Source organism: Candidatus Zixiibacteriota bacterium (genome assembly GCA_016933955.1).
In the GTDB taxonomy this organism is placed as follows: domain Bacteria; phylum Zixibacteria; class MSB-5A5; order GN15; family PGXB01; genus JAFGTT01.
Window position 1 is genome coordinate 76,779 of record JAFGTT010000010.1, and the last position, 22,234, is coordinate 99,012.

Annotated in this window: 16 protein-coding genes; all 16 read left to right on the top strand. The window is 48.8% G+C overall.

What is annotated here, in order from left to right; genetic code table 11:
- Nucleotides 1-9: 9 nt before the first annotated feature.
- The 16 genes from JXQ28_03220 (at nucleotide 10) to JXQ28_03295 (ending at nucleotide 22,214) form a co-directional block, all read left to right on the top strand.
- Complete coding sequence (locus tag JXQ28_03220) at nucleotides 10-2,790, top strand: PorV/PorQ family protein (protein ID MBN2276739.1); 2,781 nt, start codon at nucleotides 10-12, stop codon at nucleotides 2,788-2,790.
- Nucleotides 2,791-2,808: 18 nt separating this feature from the next.
- A complete protein-coding gene (locus JXQ28_03225) occupies nucleotides 2,809-6,048 on the top strand; it encodes a VCBS repeat-containing protein (GenBank protein ID MBN2276740.1) in 3,240 nt (1,079 codons plus the stop codon).
- 13 nt (nucleotides 6,049-6,061) lie between these two features.
- On the top strand, nucleotides 6,062-6,931 hold the full coding sequence (locus tag JXQ28_03230) for a hypothetical protein (GenBank protein ID MBN2276741.1): 870 nt from the start codon (nucleotides 6,062-6,064) through the stop codon (nucleotides 6,929-6,931).
- 1 nt (nucleotide 6,932) lies between these two features.
- Entirely contained in the window at nucleotides 6,933-7,727 is a 795-nt protein-coding gene (locus JXQ28_03235) for a hypothetical protein (protein MBN2276742.1), read from the top strand.
- Nucleotides 7,727-8,698 carry an NHL repeat-containing protein gene (locus JXQ28_03240; protein MBN2276743.1) on the top strand — a complete coding sequence of 324 codons (972 nt, stop codon included), beginning with the start codon at nucleotides 7,727-7,729 and terminating at the stop codon, nucleotides 8,696-8,698. The genes JXQ28_03235 and JXQ28_03240 overlap by 1 nt, the downstream gene beginning before the upstream one ends.
- Nucleotides 8,699-8,934: 236 nt before the next feature.
- Entirely contained in the window at nucleotides 8,935-11,961 is a 3,027-nt protein-coding gene (locus JXQ28_03245; GenBank protein MBN2276744.1) for a hypothetical protein, read from the top strand.
- Complete coding sequence (locus JXQ28_03250; GenBank protein ID MBN2276745.1) at nucleotides 11,945-13,597, top strand: BamA/TamA family outer membrane protein; 1,653 nt, start codon at nucleotides 11,945-11,947, stop codon at nucleotides 13,595-13,597. Before JXQ28_03245 ends, JXQ28_03250 begins: the two co-directional genes overlap by 17 nt.
- A gap of 40 nt (nucleotides 13,598-13,637) precedes the next feature.
- Complete coding sequence (locus JXQ28_03255) at nucleotides 13,638-14,495, top strand: geranylgeranylglycerol-phosphate geranylgeranyltransferase (protein MBN2276746.1); 858 nt, start codon at nucleotides 13,638-13,640, stop codon at nucleotides 14,493-14,495.
- A 128-nt stretch (nucleotides 14,496-14,623) separates the two neighbouring features.
- Nucleotides 14,624-15,478 carry a hypothetical protein gene (locus JXQ28_03260; protein ID MBN2276747.1) on the top strand — a complete coding sequence of 285 codons (855 nt, stop codon included), beginning with the start codon at nucleotides 14,624-14,626 and terminating at the stop codon, nucleotides 15,476-15,478.
- 28 nt (nucleotides 15,479-15,506) lie between these two features.
- Nucleotides 15,507-16,496, top strand: a complete 990-nt coding sequence (locus JXQ28_03265; protein ID MBN2276748.1) for a MoxR family ATPase — start codon at nucleotides 15,507-15,509, stop codon at nucleotides 16,494-16,496.
- Nucleotides 16,497-16,513: 17 nt separating this feature from the next.
- Nucleotides 16,514-17,389, top strand: a complete 876-nt coding sequence (locus JXQ28_03270) for a DUF58 domain-containing protein (GenBank protein ID MBN2276749.1) — start codon at nucleotides 16,514-16,516, stop codon at nucleotides 17,387-17,389.
- A gap of 16 nt (nucleotides 17,390-17,405) precedes the next feature.
- Entirely contained in the window at nucleotides 17,406-18,335 is a 930-nt protein-coding gene (locus JXQ28_03275; GenBank protein MBN2276750.1) for a hypothetical protein, read from the top strand.
- Between the two features lie 70 nt (nucleotides 18,336-18,405).
- Nucleotides 18,406-19,407 carry a hypothetical protein gene (locus JXQ28_03280; GenBank protein ID MBN2276751.1) on the top strand — a complete coding sequence of 334 codons (1,002 nt, stop codon included), beginning with the start codon at nucleotides 18,406-18,408 and terminating at the stop codon, nucleotides 19,405-19,407.
- A 16-nt stretch (nucleotides 19,408-19,423) separates the two neighbouring features.
- On the top strand, nucleotides 19,424-20,437 hold the full coding sequence (locus JXQ28_03285) for a VWA domain-containing protein (GenBank protein ID MBN2276752.1): 1,014 nt from the start codon (nucleotides 19,424-19,426) through the stop codon (nucleotides 20,435-20,437).
- A gap of 20 nt (nucleotides 20,438-20,457) precedes the next feature.
- Nucleotides 20,458-21,471 carry a VWA domain-containing protein gene (locus JXQ28_03290; GenBank protein MBN2276753.1) on the top strand — a complete coding sequence of 338 codons (1,014 nt, stop codon included), beginning with the start codon at nucleotides 20,458-20,460 and terminating at the stop codon, nucleotides 21,469-21,471.
- Between the two features lie 8 nt (nucleotides 21,472-21,479).
- A complete protein-coding gene (locus JXQ28_03295) occupies nucleotides 21,480-22,214 on the top strand; it encodes a tetratricopeptide repeat protein (protein MBN2276754.1) in 735 nt (244 codons plus the stop codon).
- The last annotated feature ends 20 nt before the right edge of the window (nucleotides 22,215-22,234 follow it).

The window sequence follows — 22,234 nt, forward strand, 5'->3', positions numbered from 1 at the left end:
GGAATTTTGATGCGAAAACTAATTGGCCTGCTGATAGTTGTTATGGCTTTAACGGTTATGGGTGCCGACTCCTACGCCCAGATATCCAGCGCCGCTGTCCTTTTCTTACGAATTGCCGCCGGTGCCAGAGCCGCCGGTATGGGCGAAGCCTATGTGGCTATTGCCGATGATGCTACTGCAACCCACTGGAACCCTGCCGGGCTCGGTCAATACCCGCTTTCAAGCCGGTGGGATGAAATCCTGATTTCTGAGGAGTACCTGCCTATCCGGGATATGACGCTATATTCCGGCGATGGTAGTGCCAATCAGTATTCCGATTTCGCAATCTGGATGCTGACCTCGCAGGGTTTGGTTAAATACGAAAAGGGTAACTGGATCAACAGGGATATTATTTCCACCACAGCCGATCAATCAGTGGAATCCATACTCCGCAATTACGCCGGAATATACGGTGAGACCGATTCTGATTCCCTCAAGGCGTTATTCGATATCATTGGCCAGGTCAATAATCTTAATTCTCCCGACGTTATTGATTCGCTTGAAGTTCGGGTTATGGCTGGAATCGCCGAGGATTATAAATCTCGGGAAGATCTGGTTAATGCCTTTGTCGCCCTGAAGGAAGCCTATAATCAATGTCTTATTGACTGGGAAAAATTCCTGGAGGCACAGGAAAGAGCCAATAAGGGTTTGAAAGACAGTACCTTAAACGAGACGGAAGCCGATCGAATCCTGTTCGCGGTGGAGAAAGCGCGCCGGAATTATCTGCCATCGGAAATTGTCATACCCTTTAGTGTCAATCGCATGGGCGGTCTCAATGATCTAGCGGCCGACGAGGATTACCTCTATTTGGCCGCCGAAAACGGTTTATACCGTTATAATGGCGCCAACTGGCAGCATTTCGGTATCAATGACGGTCTTCCGATGCTGAATATCGGTAGGTTAAGTATATACGACAGCCGTGTTTTTATGGCGACCGATACCGGTGTGGTAGTGTATTTCGGGGGAGCTTTTACCCATTATGGTCCTGAGCAGGGATTGCCTCAGTTGCCGGTTTCGGCAATCACGGCAACGGGTAACAATAAGGCCTGGGCGGTAGTCGATAATGATCTTTTTCAGTATGACGGGACAATCTGGAGAAATTATGCCGAATTGCAATCGACCGGTGAGCATTCGGCCGAAAGTATTTATGAAATCATGAAAATCTACGACACCCCGGCTGAAAAAGAATTATTCATGACCAGGTTCAAAGCCCTGAATCCGTGGCTCGGTGATACTCCTGAAAGTCCGCCTATGATGCCGGGCGGCTCGGTCGATGAATTGCAGGGTAAAATTGATTCGATGGGAGTCCTCAAGGCTTACCGCGACAGCCAGATGAAGTCATCCGCCCCGGAATCCGAGGGAGAATCCGAGTTGACAATTAAAATACCTTATACCTCCGGACTCAAGACGGTTGTCCGTGATATGGAAGTCGATAGTTACGGCAATCTCTGGCTTGGTACCGATCAGGGCGTGATGATGTTCTCGGGTCGTAAATGGCGCCGGTTCGGCTATAGAAGATATACGCCTGAAAAGGATATCGCTGTTTTTGAATTGGCCCTCGGTAAAGTCCGGGGCGATTCCTCCAGAGCGGAACTTCTGGCCGACAACATCCGGGAGGTCAATGATCTGAAGTCGGAGACAATCGCCGCCGGGCAGGCTATTCTTCTCTATGCCAATCCGGCCGGAGCCCGTGTGAATGATATTCTGGTTCATGGTAATAAAGTTGTTTTTGCTACCAGCAGCGGGGCCATTTTCTTCGACAGTTACTGGGATCGTTACAACGCCCGCGACCTGGGTTATAGCAATGTCAACGAGGTTTTTGAAAGGGATGGTAATCTCTGGTTTTTGACTCGCGACCGAATTGAAATCAACGCCGCGGCCAAAAGCGAGATAACTCTCATGCATGTTAACTGGCTACCGGAACTGGCCAGCGATATTTATTACGAATTTCTGGGATATACCCAGAATATCGAGGGCTGGGGGACGGTCGGGGCCAATATAACCTTCCTGTCCTATGGCAATATTACCCGAACCTCGGAAACCGGGGCGGTCGAAGGCGAGTTTTCGGCTTTTGATATTGCTTTTACTCTCTCATATGGTGTCCCGCTGACTCAGACGCTCAGCGGCGGCATTTCGGCCAAAATTATTTATTCCCATTTGTCGGAACTGGGCGCCGGGCGCGAGAAAGGCAGTGGTACTTCGACCGGTCTGGCTCTCGATCTGGGATTACTTTATAAAATCGATCCGCGTCTTTCGCTGGGAATTGCGCTGACCAACCTTGGTCCGGATATATCCTATATCGATGTTTCTCAGTCGGACCCGCTGCCACGCAACCTGGCGGTCGGGGTGGCCTGGAAAATGATCCAATCCAATTACAATGAAGTTCTGTTTACGGTCGAGGCGAATAAATCTCTGGCCGAGCGCGATAAAACCATTCTTGAGGATTTCCGGGATGTTTTTGCCAATCCCCAGGATGGTTTGATGGGATTGATCATAAATCCGTTTACCGCCGGCGGCCTGACGGACAATTTCAAGGGCGTTATTATTAACGGCGGCGTGGAGTATAAGTACGCTTCTTTCTTTACTCTCCGGGCCGGGTATATTCATGATGAGGAAGGGGAAGTCAAGACCCTTACCCTGGGCGCCGGATTGTCGTACAATATGTTTGGTTTTGATTTCGCCTATATTCCTTCAAGCGGCGATGTTCCGCTGGCCAATACCATGCGATTCTCACTCTCGGTGGGTTGGTAAACGGAGATCATGGAGGATATGACATTGATTTCAAAATTAGGAATAATTCCGGCGATAATAGGACTGCTGTTCATATGTTCGCCGGTGGCGGCGAATAAAGGCGGTAAGTTGCTGATACCGAAGGCGATTGAGAAACGCGCCATCGATCCGAATGATCAAAAAATAGTCGAGAGCGGTTTTCTGTCGACACCGTCGCCCAGGAATATACTGAATCTTAATCGGGAACATCCCTGGGCACTGCCCAAACAGGCTATCCCGGCCGGGGTTGTCGATACCATCAGGGTTCTTAGCCTGAGGTTTGATTTTATCCAGGAATCGCCCGATGATCCTCTGACCACCGGTAACGGGAAATACGATATGCGGACATTTGAGCAATTCCGCGATGAGGAAGGCCATGAGATTGATCCGGCGCCACACAACCGTCAGTACTTTGAATCACACCTGCAGGCCCTGGCCAATTATTACAGTTTTGTATCCGATTTTAAAGTTGTTATCGAATACGAGGTTTTTCCCCGACAGACCGATTCGGTTTACCATCTTTCGCATGAAATGGACTATTACGGCGGGGTAAACCCGTATATCGGGTTGACCAATTATTTTATCGACTGCATTCAGCTGGTCGATACCTCGGAAGCGCAGGTTGTCTTCGGGGATTATGATGCTTATTTTTTGTTTCATGCCGGGGCCGATCAACAGAATAATATTGGTTTTCCGGATACCCCATCGGATTTGTACACCGGTTATATTTTCTTTCTGGACACGGCCATGTATGTCGATCGCACCGCTTCCGATTCGACGGAAATCAGGGATGCTTTGAATATGCCTGAAACGGCCAGCCAGGATAATCGCGCCACCGCTATCAATGCCGTTATAGCCCATGAATTTGGCCATCAGCTCGGTCTGATTGATCTTTACCGAACCGATAATTTTTTCACACGGTTAGGCGATTTCGCTTTGATGGATAATAACGGTTTCGGAACCGGGGTCGATTTCGGGTTTGATGTCGGACGTGCTTTCGGGGTCTCGCCGGTCTATCCCATGGCGTGGTCACGGGCCTTTCTCGGTTTTGAGGACCCAATAGTGTATCGCAGGGGGACGGACATCGAATTGGTGGCGGCTGAAATGCAGGAACTGGGCACCAAAGTAGCCAAGATCCCTATTTCCGAATATGAATATTATTTGATTGAAAATCGGCAGATTGCCATCGGTCCGGAAACCGCTATCCTGGCCGATTCCATCACCTCGGTTATCCTGGGACCATGCGATTACAGTAAAAACCTGACCGGTGAATACGATTTTCTTATCCCGGGTTCGGGGATATTAATCTTTCGTGTCGATGAGGTGGTCGCTTATATGGATTTTGACGGCGATGGGATTCTCAATTTTATCGATAACCAGCTTCAGAATGATCCCTTGCGTCCTTTTGTCAAATTGATGGAAGCCGATGGTATGATCAATTTTGGGGGGATTTATTATTCCGGATTCGGAACCCAGGAGGATATGTACTACGCGGGAAACAACAATTCCTTCACGCCCAATACCAATCCCCCGGCGTACGGTTACGGCGGCAAGAATACGCATATTTTCGTTACCGATATTTCCGAATCCGACCTGACCATGACATTCGATCTCGATTACGATCTGGTTTCCGACAGCTTCCCGCAGAGGGCGGGTGTTCCGGCGTACGGTTTGTCACCGATTGCGGCCGATTTGAACAATGATGGGCGCGAGGAAATAATCACCGCCTCGAATAAAAACCTGATCGTCCTCAACGATGACGGGACTGATTTTACGCCGTCATTTGCTCCGCCGTTTTATGATACCGCTTATATTCTAAATAATGAGGCGTCTTATCCCGTGTATCCGGTGCCTTTGTTCGCCCGGGTCGGGGAAAATATCAGCGCCGGACCGGCGGTGGGTGATTTCGGGCTGGATAATGATACGCAATATGTGGCGATTGGAGCCGGGCCATGGGTGCATGTTTACGGCCTTGTCGATGCCGATTTGAATGGCCTGGCCGAGCCGTTATTCGACTCCCTGTCTATCGGCGGCTGGCAGGTCGTCTGGCTGGCGTTCGGCGATAAACTGGTCGTGGCGACGATGGATTCGTTAGCACACTTCGTTCGGTTTTATGGCATTCTATCCGATGGGACATCCTACCCGCTTTCACGGCAGATAAATCATCCCGAGCTCTACGGCGCGTCGAGATTCGACAGTACCTATGCCGTAATTGCCGGTGATGATAACGGGGTCATTCTTTATCTGGTTACATCGCCGACGGTATTGAAGGAGTATGATCTCGGCGGCTATTATATTTACGGACCGGTAGTGGCCGATTTCAACCGCGACGGATTACCGGAAGTAGTGGTGGCCACCCCCGATGGGGATATCAAGGTAATCACGCTGGATCGGTCGGCGGATGATCCCTTCACCGAATACGCCTCAGCCTCGCTGGGTGACTCTGTTTATGTCAATCCGATTGTTTCCGATATCGACCGCGACGGCTATCCGGATATAATTCTCGGGAGTAAGAACAAGATTATCGGACTGGACCGATATTTGAATTCGCTCCTTGATTTCCCCATTGAAATGGACCGGTCGTTTCCCGATGATGTTGTGGTGGCACCGCCGGTGGTGGGTGATCTGGATCATGATGGTGTTAAAGATATCGCGGTTTTAAGTTCCAACGGCAATTGCTATGCCTTCAAGACCAGGTATACCACCAATGACTGGCTTCTGTATGGCTTTCCGACTGCGGCCGGGGGAATCGGATTCGGCGCCCCGGTCATTCATCGCCGCGGGACGGTCGGCGGCCTGGGGATTATGGGGATCGATGGCTGGTTTTATTCATATGATACGGGTTATGATTCGGCCCTGACCGACTGGCCGATGGGCGGCGGGGGAGCGGAAGGATTGTACTATTTTCCGTCCAGCCGATTGGGTGCGGTTGAAGTTTCCGGGGCCATGCTTCCGGATGATGAATTTTTCAATTATCCTAATCCGACTTATGACGGACTGACCAATGTTCAGTACAGGCTGGGCGATAATGCCGATGTGACGGTGAATCTGTATGATATGTCGGGCAAAAGGGTTGTCGATGAGATGAATTTTACCGGGCAGGAAGGCGGCCGGGTTCATGTTATATACAACTGGGATCTGTCTTCTCTGGTAACGGGCGTGTATAGATGTGTTCTTGAGGCGGACTTTGACAACGGCGAATCAGTTTCCGCTTTTACCGATATCGCCATTATAAAATAAGAAAGGACATATAATGAACAAGCTGCTCTTATCACTGATTCTGATATTAGTCATGATTCAGATGCCGGCCCTGGCCATAGATCTGGGATACAGTCAGCTGGAACTCGAAGTCCAGTCCATCAGGAATAGTTCGCAAAATCATATTGATATTCTCGCGGCCGATGAGGGTTTTGATGATGATTTCGAATTCGGTTTCGAGCAGGAGAACATTTATGATTATGATTATAAATCGCCCCAGAAGGCCTTCATATATTCTCTCCTGATTCCCGGTTGGGGTCAGAGGTACTGCGGCTCGCATATCATGAAAACCATGGGGTTTCTGGGCACAGAAATCGGTATGTGGATGGGCTATTTTAATTTTCATAATAACGGCAATAAGCTGACCGATGATTTCGAGGCTTTTGCCGATGATCACTGGGTCGAGGGCGACAGCACGGTCTCGGAATCATACCGCGGCTGGCTTTATGCGGTCGATTCCACCGAAGATGAATTTACCCATACGCTGCCGGACTTCAATAACCAGCAATATTATGAAATGATCGGTAAGTACGATCAATTCCGGACGGGCTGGGACGATTACTGGCTTGATCCGGACTATTATGAAATTGTCGATTCCGCCACCGGCGGGAAAGTTTATCTGTCACCGAACCGGGCCAAGTATGAAGACATGCGTAAAGACGCCAACGATGAGCTGGACAAGGCCAATAAATTCATCATCGGTTCGGTTCTGGTTCATCTGGTGTCGGCTTTCGATGCGGCCATATCAGCCAAACGCCACAACCGCAATGAGGCTTCCAAGATGTGGTTGTCGGTGAAGGCGGAGATGAAACGATATTCGGCCAAAGAAATAATTCCGGTTTTTACCATAGCCTGCAGGTTTTGACATGAAAAAAACTGATTTCATAATCGGTCTGTTCTGGATAGTGCTTGTATGCGCCGGGTCAGGCCCATCGCCATTAAGAGCCGAAATTCCTATTCCGGAATCACCTTTGAGTCAGGCCTCACTAATGGCTTTCAATAGCATTCCGGAAGAGAGAAATCTCGAACCCGAGGCCGATGCGGCCATGCCGGTTACCGGTCCTCGCAAAATCTCAAAAGCCAAGGCGATTTTTCTTTCTGTTCTGGCTCCAGGTGCGGGACACCTTTATATGGGAGAAAAAGGCCGCGGTGAGGTCTTTCTCGGGGCCGAGGTGGTTTCGTGGGCAGGATTTTTTGCATTCCGAACGGCCGGTAAATGGAAAAAAGAAGACTATATTAATTATGCCGAGAAATATGCCGGGATTGATCCCGATGGCAAAGATGATGATTTTTACCGCAACCTGACATTTTATAACTCAACCGAGGAGTACAACGAATCCGGGCGTATTATCAATCCCGGTTCGCCCTATTATTATCCTGAAACCGGTTATGACTGGCAATGGGTCAGTGACGAGGCCCGGGCCGATTACCGGGATATGCGTAATTCCAGCGAATCATATTATCGTAATGCCACTTTCATGATCGGAGTGGCGGTGGTCAACCGTATTTTCGCCTCAATCGATGCTATTAGATTGCTCCGCAAACACACCGGGTCCGGTCATGCCGAATACGGCGAGGTTAAAAAACTTGATTTTAAGGTGAAGGCCAATCCCTTCGGGCATAATCCCGAAGTCAAACTGACCGTTTTGCATCGGTTCTGATGATGCGTAAAGACTATCCTCTGTTATTAATTGTTTTTGCGATTTTGATAATATCGCTTTTACCGGGATGCCGGGGTAATGGCGGTTTGCCGGATGAAATGGCGACAGTCAAAATTCCCAATGGATTATTGCCGGTGAAGGAAATCAAAACCGACCGTTCCGGGAATCAGCTTCGGGGACCGATCGGGGTGACCGTCGATAATAATGGCAATCTCTATATCGTGGATTCGGGGAATAACCGTTTGCTCAAATTCGATTCTGATTATATTCCCCTGCGCGAGGCCGGGGGATATGGCAATGCCGAGGGATTGCTCAACAATCCGACTTTTATAACCCTTGATAATAATCTTAATTTATATATATCCGATACGGGTAATCGCCGTCTCTCGGTATTCGATGTCAAGCTCAATTATGTGGGCCAGGTCGATTTGATTGACCCCGATGATCCGTTACGTTTCGGGCGTCCGGCCGGGCTGGCGATCAATGATTATGGCGAATTATGGGTGGCCGATCCGGATAACTCGCAGGTGATGGTTTTTAATATCTACCTGAGTTTTGATCGTATGGTCGGCGATGCCGAATCCTATAGCGGTCTGATGTTGCGGCCGGCAGATATTGCCCGGGGGCCGAATAGTAATATGTATATTACCGATGAAGGTCGCGGCAGTGTGTTCGGATTCAATACCTCGGGGGTATTCCTGTTCGAATATAAAGATGATCAGCTCAGACAGGCGACCGGAATCGCGGTTGATCGCTCCGGCTGTTGCTGGGTGGTCGACACGGAAAACTCCCGGCTCGAGTTCTTTGACCGGAACGGTCATTTGCTCTATTCCGAGGGTATGAGAGGTACCGGCGGTGATTATGGTTTCAATCGGCCGACCGGGGTTGCCGTGCTGCCCGATGATCGGATTGCTTTTTGCGATACCGGCAATAACCGGGTTATGATTTACAGAATTCTCTATCCGGAATAATGTCGATCAGAATAAAAAGCTTTTCTCGGCTCTTTTGCTGCTCAATCATATTTTCTCTGATTCTTTGCTCTGCCTTATCGGCCGCTGTCAAAATAATTCCCGCCAATGAAATCACATCCAGAATCAGATTACATGACGGGCCCATTATCGATCATTCCGACAGCGTGGTAATATCAACCGGGTGGTTGATCCGGGATGTCGATTATGATATTAATTATCTTGAGGGCGTTTTTTACTTGCGCAGAAAAATCTCTGCGGGCGATACCCTGACAGTCTTCTATACGCCTCTTCCGACCTGGCTGAAACGCCATTACGGTTTACAGCCGGAGCTTATTTCCGGCGGGGATGTTAGGGCAATTTCTCCCGATATTCAGCCGATATCACCGGCTGGTTCCCTAACCAAATCATCTCTTTCGATTACCGGAGCCAAGCGTTTTTCTATTCTGTCGCAGACCGGCGGCAGTTCGCAGTTTGACCAGTCGCTCGATCTGACTGTCGGGGGAGAACTGACTCCGGGGGTAATTGTCTCGGGATCGGTTTCGGATCGTGGTTATGATCCGGTTTACGGCACTATCAACAGCCGTATCAGTGAACTGGATAAAATCAATCTTCGCGTGGAATCAAGGAAATTTTTCTCGGAAATCGGGAATCTCGAAATTGCCGCCGCCTCGGATTTTGGACTGCAAAAAAAACAGGTCAGCGGTCTTCAGGCGGTGTACCATGATTCTCGTTTTTCGGCGGCCACGCTTTTTGCCCGTCCCCGGGGGGAGTACAAAACCATGCGTTTTTATGGTACCGATGGGAATCAGGGACCTTATCGGATTGTGGCCGATAACCTGACCCGGGCCATCGTTCCCGGCTCGGAGAGAGTCTGGGCTGACGGCCGTCTTCTGGAACGCGGTTCCGACCGTGATTATATTATGGACTATCCGGCCGCCTCGATTACTTTTATGTCCGATATCCCGGTTGACTCGCGAACCAGGGTGGAAATCGATTTTGAGCCTCTGGCCGCCGATTATCAAAGAGAAATGTACCAGCTTTCCGGCGGGATTGCCTCCTCCGATTCCGTTTTTCAATTACGGGCCGGGTTTATACGCGAGGGTGATGATCGAAACCGTCTTAAAACCAGTGAACTCGCTGAAATCGATATTGCGCTTTTGGAGACAATTGGCGATTCGACCGAACTTAGCTTTAAAAGCGGGGCTGTCCCGGACACGGCTGGCGATTACCGTCAATCAGTCGATTCGCTGGGCAATCCGTACTATGAATATGCCGGCGAGGGCGCGGGGGATTACAGGATCAGTTTCACTTCGGCCGCGACAGGGCGGGGCGATTATTTGTACAACGGCAATGGCGTTTATCATTATATCGGTCCCGGGGAGGGTGATTATCTGCCGTTAATCAGGGTACCGGTTCCCAGTCGGGAAGATTTCTATGAAACGGAATTGGAATTACGGCCGGAAGCCGGCAGCAGCATAAATCTGGTCATGCGTCAGTCGAGCACCGATCAGAATCTGTATTCATCCCGCGATGACGGCAATAATCTTGGCGGTCAGTATCTGGCCTCGTTTAATGTCGGGGGGATACCGGTCAGCGGCCGAAACGCCACCGCCATTAGCGGTTCGATGGGATTCGTCAGTAGGTATTTCAAACCTCGGAACAGAAGAACTCGACCCGATTTCGAACGGTGGTATCTTATTCCCGATAATCTGATTGTCACCAATGACGAGATTGAAATGACCCTGTCGCTTTCAGCTGTCATGCCCGGACCATATTCATTGCTTGTTGAATCGGAGCGGCTTGAATATCGTCATCAATTCGAATCAACCGGCGGATCATTAACCGTATTTCCCAAAATTCACGGAAGGCTTTACCCGACCGCGACCTACCGTCATCTGGAAACAGCGTATCGAATCGATAATAATCGCCTGAAAGGGCGCAATGACCGGTTGACCGGTGGAATGGAATATGATTTAAACGAAAAAACCCGGTTTTCATCGGGCTTAAAATATGATCGGAGATGGAATTATTATACCTCGTTTCTTCAGGGGACAACCGAACGACAGTATGATTTTGGAATGCAGTATGGCTCAATTGGCCTTGATCTTCAACGTTATGAAGAAGATACTCTACTTACCGATTGGAATCGCTTGCGGGATCGTAATCGGGTGATCTTAAGTTTGTCCGGCCAGCTGGGCGCGGTGCGGGCCGATTTGTACCTGGTCGGGCAAAGACTGACTCAGAATGACTTCAGGGAAAATCAGTTGCTCTCGAGGTTGAATTTATTTTACAGCAATCCGCGGAAAAAAATGTCGGTTGGCGGGACCTATGCCCTGTCGGACGAAAACCGTTATGAACGGGGTCTCCGTTATCTTGAGGTCGAACCGGGGATGGGGAAGTACATTCTGGAGGACGGGCAGTATATCCCTGATCCGGAAGGCAATTATATCGAAATCGAGGAAATTCATTCGACTCTGGCCTCGGTTAATAAGGGGGATAAATCATTCAGTCTGAGTTATACCCCACGGAATATATATTTTAAAATTCAATCAAACTCGAATGAGGACCTTCTCGCCGACGGCCATCGTTCCTGGTTATGGCTTCTGCCTTTTTATTCCGATGGCGGGGAACCGTATTTTTATCGGCGGCTGTACCATCAGGGGGACCTTCGTTTGTTCAACGCGGGAACCTATTATATCCTGAATCTGTCAGCGTCATACAGCTATGAAGGCCGCCGGATCGGCGGGATCGATTATGTGAAAGATGATCAATCCTATCGGATCGCGGTGAACCAATCGACGGGCGACTGGCAATTCATTCAGGAAGGAACCTATTTCGCCTATTATCGGGACAGTTATTATTCCTCGCCGGGTGATATCGACGGTTTCCGAATAGAAGTCGGCGCCATTAAGGGTGTTCCGATGGGACACTTGAGCAGTTTCGTCGCATATCGGTATGCCGGTGATGACCGGAAGTCGAGTTCAAAAATCTATTCGCTGATTGTCAATCCCGATTTTCGTACGGTCAAGGCCGGGGAAACATCGATTCGAGTGGAAATGTACTACCAGGATCTAAAAGCGGTTGAGGATATTTCTTATCGACTTACGGATAACATGAATGGCCGCCGCGGAGTAATCTGGTCGGTGCATTCCGATTACCGGTTCACTCGAGATCTCAAAATGACGCTTACTTTCAGCGGCCGGCATTCCGATAACCGGAAACCGAGAATAACCGGGAGGGGAGAGATTGTCGCCAGTTTTTAGGTATATGATAGTTGCCGTTATTCTGATGGTGACGGTCGAAACTTCGGCGGTTGAGGTCAGGTTTGCCGATGGCAACCCGGACTGGCAGAGGCTGGTGGCGCGATATGTGTTATCCGTCAAGACTGATAATATGGTGGATTCGCTGAAAGTTTATCTGATTAACCGTGGTTTTTTTGACGGCCGGGTGGGAGCTGATTATGATAACCCCGATTCGGGATTGCGCGTGACTTTCGGGGAAAGATATCATCTTGGTCAAATCATTATAACGGGCGATTTCCCCGATACAATTATCGTCAACCGTCCCTTTGCACGGGACATACTGGATGGTGTCGTCGATTCGATTATAAGTTCCCTGCAATCACTGGGGTACTACTATGCCAGCCTGTCGCCGGAGAAATATTCAGCGGCCAATAGTACTCTTGATATTGCGACGCGTCTTGATAACGGACCGAGGTTGATTATCTCGGCCATAGAAATTAAGGGTCTGAAACGGACCGATCGTGACTTCCTGAGGCATTACCTGGTTATAGCCACCGGGGACACGCTGATCCCGGAACGGATTCGAGAATCTACTCGAATTTTGGATTGTCTGGATTTTGTTCACCTTGAACGGGATCCTGAAATAATTCCCGATCCCGGATTGGAGTCGGCCCGGATTCGTTACTGTTTTATCGAGGCCCGCCAGTTTTATTTCGAAGGATTGGGCGGGTATATACCCGAGGATGATGGTTATTTTATCTGGTATTTCGATTTACGGGGAAGGAATATATTCGGCCGAGGACAGAAAGCCGGTTTGACCGCCGATTACCGCGAGGGAAATAAATCGGTGTTCAATGTGTACTACGGCCAACCGGTCTTCTGGCTGGGCAATGGGGATATTACATTGAGTCTTCAAACCCGCGATTATCGTGATCAGTTTTATGAATTCGGGGTGGGATTGGAATATGGTCTGGATCTTTTTTCCCGTTTTGCCGTGAGATCATCGCTGGGCTGGAAGAATGTGGAACCGGCCGATTCAAATCTGCGTTCATTCTCAGTCTATAATGTCGGTTTCGGTATCGAGACCGGAACCATCAGTGAGAAACGCGATGCATCATCGGGTTATGCTCTTGCATGGAATATTACCTATTCCGGGAGGCGATATGATCGTACGGATAATCAAAACGAACTTCTTCAATCAGTTTATAATGATACCCGGAATGAGTTGACCGTCAAAACCGATTTGCGGCCCCTAACTTTGTTGTCGTTTTACTGCCGGGCGGGATTTCGAGATATCGAGAGTTCTGAAAAACCGCTACCGGTTTCGGAGATGTTTTATGTCGGCGGTCCGCCGGATCTCCGGGGATATCGCAACGATCAGTTTCTTGCCCAGCGACTGGTATCGTTTACGTTTGAAAGCAGGATGTTTTTATCCGACCGCGACTGTGTTTACCCCTTTGTCGATGGCGCCTATTTCGAGTGGTACGATCTTGATCCCGATCTTAATCCGAAGAAGAATGATGATTTTCAGTGGGGTTATGGTTTCGGTATCAATCTTTCGGCCGAAAACCGCCGATTGAAAGTCGAACTATCATGGGGCCGGCAGGTCGATTTCGGGGAGCCCCGCTTGAGTATCACCATGAGCAGTCGTTTTTAAGATTGACTTGATTTTCTTCCCGCCTTATCGTTATCGGATTATGAAACTTGTTGCTTTTCTGCGGCTGGTGAGAATCCACAACTGCCTGATCGCCGGGATTGCAGTCTGGATAGGCGGTTACCTGTCCGGTATCACAGGTAATAATCTGAAGTTGTACCTGGCTTCTCTGGCCGGGGCCCTGGTTTGCGGTGCCGGGAATGCTCTTAATGATTTTATGGATATTGAGAGCGATCAGATCAGTCACCCCGGGCGGCCGCTGGCATCGGGACAATTACCTCTTTATGCTGCAATTCTCGCAGCTATCGTCATGAATCTGGCGGCAGTGGTTCTGGTGGTACCGGTCGGGTGGGCTGTAACGGGATTGGTGGTCATAACTGTTTTTCTTCTCTTTCTGTACAATTTCAAACTTAAAAAAATCCCTGTGACAGGAAATTTGATAGTTTCATTTCTCGGTGGTCTAACCTTCATCGTGGGCGGTCTGGCGGTTCAGCCGGAGAATATTTTTGTTATACCCGGTCCGGTTATCCCGGCCATGTTTGCCTTCCTCTTTCATCTGGGACGGGAATTGCTCAAAGATTCGGCCGATTGCCGGGGGGATCTGGCCGCCGAATACAAAACTCTTCCCATGATAATTTCCCCGGCCATGGTTTTGATAATTATTACCATAATATATCTGCTTCTTATTATGCTGACGTTGGTCCCTCTGGTATATAAATGGTATCGCCCCGCTTATGGCTATATAGCTATCCTGTTGGTGGATATTCCGTTATTGATAATTCTCGGTTTTCTCCGGGGCTCGAGATCCGAAAGAAAATACCAATTGGCCGGGGGATGGTTGAAATGGTTGATGATTTTCGGACTGATGGCCTTCTTTTTAGGGGAATCCAAAATTTCTTGAAACCCCAATAATCGAATAAAGTATAATGCTAATTACAACCCAAGCTGATAAAAGATATAGGGTTTGACATAGAGAAAGAAATTGTTATTTTCCATTTTCTAAATATGAAACATAGAAATCTAAATAAATTGTCAATCATATATCTTGTTCTGGCTTTTATTGGGGTCATTTCCAATCCGGTATTGGCGGGTGAGATCAGTCTGACAGGGACGGTTGACAGGACCGAAATGGCTTTCGAAGACAGACTTAATTTGGAATTACAGATCAGATGGCAGGGCGTAATTACAGATTATACTTTCGAGATTATGCCGCTTCCAACCACTGAAAATTTAAAGGTGGTTGGAACCAGTTCCACCATCTCCAGCACTCTGGAAGATGGAGTTGATTATACCACCCGATCTTTCAAATACAGTCTGCAGCCAACCGGTTCGGGAATCGGCGCGATTGAACCGGTGACTTTTAATTATGTCTCATTGCCGGATTCCATACCGGGCCAATTGACCACCCAGCGTTTTACGGTGCAGATAGCCAAACCTGCGGCACGTCCTCAAGAAACCGGCACAGTCCCTTATATTATCATTTATGTGACCATACTGGTTATTATAGCCGCGGTTGTTGCTGTAATTATAATAATCCGGAAGAAAAGAGCGGCGCGGGCGGTGCCTGAGCCAAGCCTTGAAGATAAATTCCGCGATCAGATGGAGACTTTGAAAAAAGAGGCAGGCGGGGATCGCCAGTTGTTTTTCACCCGTTTCTATCGGCTGATTCTTTTATACCTGGAAAGTAAGTTTGGAATTAAAACGGCCGGTAAAACCACCGCCCTGATTCTGGCGAATCTGGAGAAAACGGATATGCCTCCGGAGCGACAAGAAAAAATTGCGGGTTGGTTAAAACAGGCCGAACAGGAGAAATTCGCTCCCGGGCGCGGGACGCCGGGCGACGTTATGCGAATAATTACGGAAGTTGATGATTTCTTAAGATAAAGAGTAATTTTGATATATCGGAGGTCAAATGAACAAGGACATTGAACAAATACAGGCGATCGTTGAGAAAGAATCGGTTTTTGTGGAAAAACTTCTTTCACAGATCAGCCGGGTTATTGTCGGCCAGCAGTACATGATCGAACGGCTGTTGATCGGTATCCTGGCCGACGGTCATGTATTGCTCGAGGGTGTTCCGGGTTTGGCCAAGACCATGTCGGTTCAGACCCTTTCGGATACCATCGATACCCGTTTCCGCCGTATCCAGTTTACGCCCGATTTGCTACCGGCGGATTTAATCGGCACCATGATTTATAATCCCCAGAAATCGGAATTTTCGGTCAAGAAGGGTCCGATCTTTTCCAATATCATTCTGGCCGACGAAATCAACCGGGCTCCGGCCAAGGTCCAATCGGCCCTGCTGGAAGCCATGCAGGAGCGCCAGGTGACGATCGGCGATAATACTTATCGACTGGATGAGCCCTTTCTGGTCCTGGCGACTCAGAATCCTATCGAGCAGGAAGGGACCTATCCCTTGCCTGAGGCCCAGGTGGACCGTTTTATGCTCAAGTTGAAAATAACCTATCCGACTCCGGCCGAGGAGCGGGTGATTATGGACCGGATGACGGTGGCTCAAAAGCCGAGTGTCGATAAGGTCATCAGCCCGGATGAGATTATCAGAGCCCGGAAGGTCATCACGGATATATATGTTGACGATAAAGTCAAGGAATATATTATCAATATCGTCCTGGCCTCGCGGGAGCCGGAGAAATACGGTTTGGCTGAGATTAAGGATCTGATCGCCTACGGGGCCTCGCCCCGGGCGACCATCTATCTTAACCTGGCCGCCAAAGCCCATGCTTTCCTTCGTGGTCGGGGTTATATCACTCCGGAAGATATCAAGGCGATCGGTTCCGATGTGTTGCGCCATCGGCTCATTGTCACGTACGAGGCCGAGGCCGAGGAAAAAACATCCGATGATATTGTCCAGAGTATTTTCGATACTGTCGAAGTACCATGATGGGAATCTGAAACATTATGGATCAGAAAGAGCTATTCAAAAAAATCAGGCGGATTGAAATTCGCACCAAACGACTGGTCAACGACCTGTTTTCCGGGGAATATCATTCCAGTTTCAAGGGACAGGGGATGGAATTCGAGGAAGTCCGGCAGTACCAGCCGGGTGATGATATTCGGCTGATCGATTGGAATGTCACGGCCCGGACGGGATATCCCCATATCAAGAAATTCCGCGAGGAGCGTGAATTGTCGGTCATCTTTCTGGTCGATGCCTCATCATCGGGAGATTTCGGGACCCGGGAGCGGTTCAAGGCCGATACCGCCGCCGAATTATGTGCCGTCCTGGCCTTCTCGGCCATCAAGAACAACGACAAGGTGGGCATGATTATTTTCACCGATCGGATCGAGAAATTTGTCCCGCCCAAGAAGGGCCGGGCCCATGTCCTGAGATTGATTCGCGAAATTCTGCATTTCCATCCCGAGGGAACCGGGACCGATATTTCCGGTGCTCTGGAATATTTCAACCGGGTTATCAAGAAAAAGTCGGTCGTTTTTCTGATTTCCGATTTTCTCTCGGAAGCCTATATGAAGCCGCTTCAGATCGCCAACCGCAAGCATGATATGATTGCCATCAAGATTTCCGATCCACGGGAGTTGCAATTCGATAATGTCGGTTTGATTGAACTCGAGGATGCCGAAACCGGGGAGACCCTTGTGATCGATACCGGGTCGTATGAATTCCGGCGTGATTTCGCGGCGCGAGCCGAAGAAGACAATTTCGGTCTTCGTCGGTCCCTGAAATTAATCAATCTGGATTTTATCCAGATCATAACCAATCAGTCGTACATTGTGCCATTGATCAATTTTTTCAGGCTCCGGGAAAAGCGTCATTGACAGGCGGGGAAGAAAAATGAACGGATCAAAAAATACAATATCGATCATGGGACTGGTTATATCGCTGGTCACCCTGGGTCTGGTTATTTACCTGGTTGTTATTCCGGGCGACCGCAGGGGCGAGGAGAGGTTCTCGGTCGAAAAAAATCTGGCCGGCGAATTGACTGATAATAATCTCTACCGGGCCGCTATTGATGAGTACAAGAAAATTCTGAACAGCGATAAAACGGACTCCGAAACAAAGGCCAATATCAATTATCTGGTGGGCAAGATTTATTTCGAAAATCTGCATGATTATGAAGATGCCGCGGCTCATTATGTTATGGCGCGGGCTTTGAATCCGGAGGGCAGTTTTTATAATGAAGCCGGCAAGAACCTGATTGCCTCGCTGGAAAAGATGGGGCGGATTGTCGATGCCAAACGTGAACTGGATAAAAGCGCCAATATCGATTCTGTCGCCGCCGCCGGTCAGGGGAAGACAATGGTGGCCAAAATCGGTGAAATCCCGGTTTATCTGACTGATCTCGAAAAAGAGATTCAGAATCTTCCGCCGGAAATGCAAAAGCAGTATCTCGGAGCCGAGGGCAAGAAGAATTTTCTCTGGCAATATATCGGGCTGGAATTGATGTACCGTGCGGCTATTCGCGAAGGACTCGAAAACGATCCGGAAATCGTCGACAAGAAAAACCAATTCGAGAAGCAGTTAATGGCCGAGAAATATATTGTCGAAAATGTCATGCCCCAGGTAAATATTGATTCCAATGATGTGGCCAATTATTATGCGGCCCATAAGGCGGATAAGTATGCCGATAAGGCTTATGATGAGGTCAAGACGCAGGTATTCTTCGATTATCAGCAGGACAAAGCCCAGCAGGCGTTTTCCGATTACGTCCAGAAACTGGCGGCGGCCGAGAAGGTTCAGGTTTTTGAGGATAATCTCAGGTGATATGACTATGACCGGATCGAGTAAAGGCAAAATGATATTGTCGAGTATTTTTCCGATAGTGCGACATTCGGTGATGTCAATACTTCTGGTACTGTTTTACGGTGCCGGTGTTTCGGCGCAGGAGCCAACCCCTGTTGATACTGTCACCGGCATTCCCGGATTGACTATCGAAAGCGCCGTTGACCGGGCCGAAATTTATATCGGTGATTTGATTACATATCGTTTGACGGTCACATATGATTCCACCTATACCCTTACTCCACCGCCGATCGGAGCCAACCTGGGGGCTTTCGATGTTAAAGATTATCAAAGCGATGAGGAGAAAAGGCTCGAGGACGGCCGAATTCAGCTGGAAAGCCGTTTTCGTTTGACCACTTTCACCACCGGAGATTATATTATCCCGCCCATTCCCATCGAGTTCATGACTCCCGACAGCACGCGAAAAATTTTGATTTCGGAGCCGGTTTCGATCAAAGTCAAATCGCTTCTGGCCGAGGCGGCCGATACCAGTGATATCCGGGATATCAAGGGTCCGATTGAGTTTAAATCGGGTTATCCCTGGTGGTATTACGCGGTCGGAGCGGGCATAATTATCATTGTGGCCGGATTTATAATCTGGTGGCGGATTCGCCGCCGCCGCACGGGACCATCCGAACCGATCGACACCAGGCGTCCGTGGGAAATCGCCTTCGAAGCGCTGGCTTTCCTCAAGGAGAAAAACTACCTGGATAAAAACGAATACAAACAATTCTATGTGGAATTGAGTGAAATTGTCCGGGCTTATTTCCAGGGGATTTATAAAATCCCGGTTCTTGATATGACCACCGGAGAATTTCTCCATGCCCTTGAATCTCAGGAAATTGAAGCCGGTCTCCATGATCGTTTGAAAGTCTTTCTGGCATTCGCCGATCTGGTTAAATTCGCCAAATATATTCCGGAACGTATCAGGGCGGAAGGTGATTATGAGGAGGCCGTTGATATTGTCGGGTGTTTGCAGCAACAAATAATCGCCTATGAGGCGGCCGAAAAAATGAAAGCAGTGACGCCGGCGGAGGAAACCAGTCATGTTTAGGTTCGCCGGATTTCATATGACGCTGTTCGAGCAGGATATCACTATCCCGGCCCTGGCCATATTTATAATCGGGCTAGCCATAATCGGTGTGATAATCTTCTATTATATCAAAAAGCGGCATTACACCTCGGCCTCGATCAAGTACAGCGATCTTCAGATTGTCCGCCGTTCGGCCCGATCCGGTCGGCAGCGTTTCAGGTTTCTTCTGCTGATTCTCCGGTTACTGGCGGTAGCGGCTCTGGTTATTGCTTTTGCGCGGCCGCAATCCGGAACGGAAAATCGCGAGGTTTCCACCGAGGGTATTGATATTATGCTGGTGCTGGATGTTTCGGGATCCATGAAAGCCGAGGATTTCAAGCCGCAGAATCGTTTGTATGTCGCCAAAGAGGAAATAAAGAAATTCGTGCAAAAACGAACCTCGGATCGAATCGGACTGGTCGTTTTCTCCAAATCATCTTTTACCCAATGCCCGTTGACTCTCGATTATGGTGTTCTGCTTACCTTTCTCGATCAGGTGAGATTCGGGATGATCGAGGATGGAACCGCTATCGGGATGGCTCTGGCTAATGGTGTCAATCGGCTGAGGGAAACCCCGGCCAAGTCGAAAATAATTATTCTTCTTACCGATGGTGTCAATAATTCCGGTCAGATCGACCCGCTGACGGCGGCTACAATTGCAAAAACAATGAATGTCAAAATATATACCATCGGGGTGGGACGGCCGGGAAACGCCATGTACCCGGTCGATGATCCCATTTTCGGCAAGCGTTATGTTTATATGCCCAATGAGATCGATGAAAAGACACTGCAGGAGATTGCCGATAAAACCGGCGGCAAATATTTCCGGGCTCGCTCTGAAAAGGAGCTGGAACAGATTTATGATGAAATCGATAAGCTGGAAAAAACAGAAATAAAAGTAAATGAATATGTGCAATATCGGGAGCTTTTCAGCCTGTTTGTATTCTGGGGATTGGGTTTTCTGGTGCTGGAGATGGTTCTGTCGCAGACAGTGTTCAGAAAGATCCCGTAATGATTATATATGGATGAAAAATGAGATTCGCGGCACCTGAAAATCTGGCCCTGCTGGGATTAATCGTTGTCCTGGCTTTGTTTTACATCTGGGCCATACATCGCAAGAAAAAATTCCTGACCCGGTTCGGCGATATGTTTTTGATTATGAAAAATGCGCCGTATATTTCCTATGCCCGCCAGGGGGGCAAAGCCGCTTTACTTTTGGCCGGGGTCTTTTTTCTGGTTTTAACTCTGTCGCAGTTTCAATGCGGGACCCATATGGAGATGATGAAACGCGAGGGGATCGATGTTATCGTAGCCATCGATGTCTCCAATTCGATGCTGGCCGAGGATATGAAACCCAATCGGATTACCAAGGCCCGCCAGGAGGTTCGCGGCATATTGGAACGGCTTCGCGGGGACCGGGTCGGTCTGATTGCTTTTGCCGGTGAGGCCTTTGTTCAGTGTCCCCTGACTCTCGACTATTCCGCGGCCCAGATTTTTCTTGATGTAATCGATGTCGGATTGATTCCTCAGCAGGGGACGGCCATTGGCGATGCCATCAATAAATCGATTGAAGCTTTCGAAACCCGGGAGAAAAAACACAAGGTCCTGATTCTATTGACCGATGGGGAAGATCAAACCAATAAGGCCGAGGCCGCCGCCGAAGAGGCCCGCAAGGCCGGCATCAAAATATATCCGATCGGAATCGGTTCACCGATCGGTGAACCAATCCCCGTGGTCGACCGTCAGGGCCAGCGAGTCGGATTTAAAAAAGACAGCAATGGCGAGGTTATTGTCACCAAACTGGACGAGATGACCCTTCAGAAGATAGCTCTGACCACGGGGGGAAAATACTATCATGCTTCCGCCGGTGAAATGGAACTGGATAAAGTCTACGATGAAATCAATAAAATGGAGAAAAAGGAGCTGGAAGGGAAACTCATGATGCAGTATGAGGATCGTTTCCAGTATCCGTTGTTAATCGGGATTTTTCTTATTATCTTGGAGTTCTTCGTTTCCGAAAAAAGGAAAGTGAAAAAGACTGAGTAGTATAAAGTATGATGGCACGTTTAAGCATATATTCGCTGGCAATAGCCATAATATTCCCGGCTTTGGTTGCGGCCGATGACTTTGCCAATATGGCCAACCGTGGGACGGCCGCTTTTAAGGAGGGTGATTATCAGAAGGCGTTGGATTATTATCACCAGGCCGAAGTCGAGCGGCCGGAAACACCCCAGCTTGATTATAATATGGGCAGCGCCTTATTCAAGGAGCAAAAATACGAAGAGGCCGAAGAGAAACTTCAGAAATCCCTGGTGACCGATGATATTCAGGTCGAAGCCGCATCGCATTTTAATCTCGGCAATGTTTATTTCAAAATGGGTGATTACCAGAAATCCATATTGGCCTACCAGAAATCGCTGGAGATTAATCCCGATGATCTCGATGCCAAATATAATCTGGAACTGGCCCGCAAAAGACTCAAGGAACAAATAAAACCGGAGCAGAATCAACAGAATCAGCAACAGCAGCAGCAGCAACAACAACAGCAACAACAGCAACAAGAACAGCAGGAGCAACAACCGGACCAGCAACAACCTCAGGACGATCAGCAGAAACAGGATAAACAGCAGCAACAGGAGCAGCAGCTTCAACCTCAGCCCGATAATAAAGAAATGAGCCAGGAGGATGCCGAACGGATTTTAAACGCCCTAAAGGATGATGAGAAAGACCTTCAGAAAGAGCAACAGAAGTTTCGGGGTCAGGGGACATACCAGGGGAAAGATTGGTAATGAATCGGAAGCTTTTGTTG

Bases quoted from the DNA above. Each gene is read 5' to 3' on its own strand.
- JXQ28_03220 (MBN2276739.1), top strand. From the start codon at position 10: ATGCGAAAACTAATTGGCCTGCTGATAGTTGTTATGGCTTTAACGGTT.
- JXQ28_03225 (MBN2276740.1), top strand. From the start codon at position 2,809: ATGACATTGATTTCAAAATTAGGAATAATTCCGGCGATAATAGGACTG.
- JXQ28_03230 (MBN2276741.1), top strand. From the start codon at position 6,062: ATGAACAAGCTGCTCTTATCACTGATTCTGATATTAGTCATGATTCAG.
- JXQ28_03235 (MBN2276742.1), top strand. From the start codon at position 6,933: ATGAAAAAAACTGATTTCATAATCGGTCTGTTCTGGATAGTGCTTGTA.
- JXQ28_03240 (MBN2276743.1), top strand. From the start codon at position 7,727: ATGATGCGTAAAGACTATCCTCTGTTATTAATTGTTTTTGCGATTTTG.
- JXQ28_03255 (MBN2276746.1), top strand. From the start codon at position 13,638: ATGAAACTTGTTGCTTTTCTGCGGCTGGTGAGAATCCACAACTGCCTG.
- JXQ28_03265 (MBN2276748.1), top strand. From the start codon at position 15,507: ATGAACAAGGACATTGAACAAATACAGGCGATCGTTGAGAAAGAATCG.
- JXQ28_03270 (MBN2276749.1), top strand. From the start codon at position 16,514: ATGGATCAGAAAGAGCTATTCAAAAAAATCAGGCGGATTGAAATTCGC.
- JXQ28_03275 (MBN2276750.1), top strand. From the start codon at position 17,406: ATGAACGGATCAAAAAATACAATATCGATCATGGGACTGGTTATATCG.
- JXQ28_03285 (MBN2276752.1), top strand. From the start codon at position 19,424: ATGACGCTGTTCGAGCAGGATATCACTATCCCGGCCCTGGCCATATTT.
- JXQ28_03290 (MBN2276753.1), top strand. From the start codon at position 20,458: ATGAGATTCGCGGCACCTGAAAATCTGGCCCTGCTGGGATTAATCGTT.
- JXQ28_03295 (MBN2276754.1), top strand. From the start codon at position 21,480: ATGATGGCACGTTTAAGCATATATTCGCTGGCAATAGCCATAATATTC.